This window comes from Bradyrhizobium sp. CCBAU 25360 (genome assembly GCF_028128695.1).
Lineage (GTDB): Bacteria > Pseudomonadota > Alphaproteobacteria > Rhizobiales > Xanthobacteraceae > Bradyrhizobium > Bradyrhizobium ottawaense.
The window spans coordinates 1-2,605 of sequence record NZ_LBJA01000002.1 but is presented as its reverse complement, the minus strand read 5'-3'; the positions used below and the strand labels follow the sequence as shown (position 1 = coordinate 2,605).

Sequence of the window (2,605 nt, the reverse complement as noted above, 5' to 3'; positions counted from 1 at the left end):
CGCGCCACTGGCTACGCAGTACGAGTGGTTCGCCGCCGTTCTGCGCGGGCACTATGGCTATTATGGCAGGCCGCATAAGTCCAGCGCTCAACGGCTTATACCGCGAAGTGCGTCGGACCTGGCTGTGTTGTCTGAGACGGCGTAACCAGAAAAGCTGGCGCATGGGCTGGCCGGAGTTCGAGACCCTGACGGCACGCTTCCGCCTGCCAACTCCACGCATCACTCGCACATAGGCGCAGGCGCGGATATGACCCGGGTTACCCTCGGGAAGAGCCGGGTCCGGGAAAGCCGCCTGCCCGGATCTGTGAGGGCAAAGCCAAATGGCCCACGATCCGGGGGGATCTCGCTGGGATCGGTGCCAAGCTCCAGATGTTCCTTCACAGACGGAATTTGCTGCTGCCGCCGCTTCGGCAACGACTTACGTAATGCCGCCCTACTGGGTCACCTGGAGAATATTGATGAGATCTACAGGAGTGCCGCTGACGCGCCAGGCTGAAGACCGCACCACGCTTGTGTCGCCGACTCACGCGTTCCAGGCTAACCTGCAGAAAAGAAGAACATGAAAACACTACGATAGTGTACGAGCGCGGTCGCGTTCTCGCGGAGGCTAGCAGGTGAATGAACCCGCGGGGTCCGTTCCGATTATGCGTTTCGCACACTCGCAGCACGCATTGCATGATGCGCCGCTCGCGATGAGCAGCCCCAATCGTCATCTCAACGCGAAGAGGTCAGCGCGCCGTTGTGATCATCGGTGGTCTATTCGCGGCAGAGGCGGAGTTTCGGCTAGTGAGCGAGAGGTCGAGGAACAAAGTGCCTCGCGATTGCGGAGGCACTTGCGAAGGGTCCCTCTGGTGCAGTACGTCCAGCTCGTTGATGCCGTTACGTTCAAGCCAGCCACGCGTCCCGGGAATTGTCCTTTCGCTTTTCGTGTAACATGCTGTGTCGGCTCGACCCGCTCGATCGAAAGTGTCATCCTGAAGCGGGACATCCGATCGTCGTCCCAAAGTGCAGGTGGGTCCTGACAGACAAGCACCACTACATTCACCTCATGGTTCCGCTAATTGAAATCCGTCGGGCAACAGTGCGAAAGAAGCGCGAGGTCGTTGTCAATCTGCTGCTTGCTACCGCCGCACATCGTGCAGAAGTTCACATAAAGTTCTTCGCATATTGGAAAGGCACTTCCGATCTCGAGCTTGCTGCAGGTCCTAACCAGAGAGTTCAGCTGAACCACCAGGCACGATCGCCCTAGCAGCAATCCAGCTAATCTTGAGATTGTACTCGCAAGCGTCTATGCCAAGGATCAACACGCTTACGAAACTGCAATTCTGCTTATTCGCCTTGCCGCGGCCGTAATTACTGCCCCAGCTTCTTCGATATCAATATCCTTGGAGAAATATGGAGAAAATGAAAGGCTGATAGCACTGCGCGGACCGGCCGTCGGCTGTTTGATCAATGCACCAACCGAAATGATGCCGTCGATATTCTCGTCCTGAACTACGGCAAAACCACGCTCCTTTGTCAGGTGGATTTCGTTTAGAACGAGGTAAGGATCTGTAATGGTCTTGCTTGTGATCCGGCGCAGGGGGCCCGGTCCCAGAATTTCGAGGACCTCTTCATCGCAAAAGGAGGACAGAATGCATCTTCCGATTGCTGTGGAATGCAGGGAAAGTTCGCCTCCAGGTTCGGCGAGAACGGAGACGGGAGCGTCGCCGGCCAGCCACATCAGGTATATCGCTCGTCGCCCTTGCAGCGTCGCCATATAAGAATCGACCCGCAGCTTCCTTGTGACTTCCTCAAGTTCTTTGCGCGCTTCGACCAATAGATTGTCCCGGCGCATTAGTGATGCACCGAAAATCAGGGTCTGATAGCCAATGGTGTAGCGCTTCGTATCGGGATCGCGCTGGAGATAATGCCGCTCCGAGAGCGTGTTGACCAATCTCTGAACGATTGCAGGGCTCAGTTCGAGAAGGCGGGCCAATTCTCGCGTGCCGATGGGCCTTTCAGCTTGGTTTACGGCTTCCAAAATTTCGAGGCCACGTTCGAGCGATTGGCTCTTAGACATACGGTTGTCGAGCGTACTCGACGATATCCGATCTGTTTCGATGGCCATGTTTCAATGGGACCGGCAGAGTTCCCGGGACGACTTAGTCAGCAACTCACAGCCTGTATCGGTCACTATCACGGTGTCTTCAACCATCATCCCGCCCCAGCCGATCTCATAATAGGGGGTTTCGACACAGAGCACCATACCAGGTTTCAGAATTGTCTCACTGCTTGGCCCGATCAACGGGAATTCATGGGACCGCAATCCGATTCCGTGGCCGCAGTGGTTGCGCTGATAATCAGGCAAGGCGCCAGATCTCACTTCCTTCATTGCTGCCTCGAAGATGGCACTGGCAGCGATGCCGGGGCGCACCAACTCCAATTCGATGCGCTCGCCTCTCAAGAGTGCACTGTACCGGTCTCTTGCAAGGGCGCCAGGATCTCCGATTGCATAGGTCCGCGCCATATCTGAGTAGTAACCGTTAAGAGTTGCGCCGATGTCCAGCCGGACAAGATCTCCTTCTTGCATGATGCGGTTTCGGGCGTACGCATCGACACGAGA

The 2,605-nt window shown here is 56.3% G+C and carries 2 protein-coding genes; both read right to left on the bottom strand.

All coding sequences use genetic code 11. The annotated features are described in order from the left end of the window. Positions 1–1,309: 1,309 nt before the first annotated feature. Positions 1,310–2,110, bottom strand: a complete 801-nt coding sequence (locus XH81_RS04720; RefSeq protein ID WP_271596006.1) for an IclR family transcriptional regulator — start codon at positions 2,108–2,110, stop codon at positions 1,310–1,312. A gap of 3 nt (positions 2,111–2,113) precedes the next feature. Further along, a partial coding sequence (locus tag XH81_RS04715; RefSeq protein ID WP_271596005.1) for a M24 family metallopeptidase occupies positions 2,114–2,605 on the bottom strand: 492 nt, incomplete at its 5' end.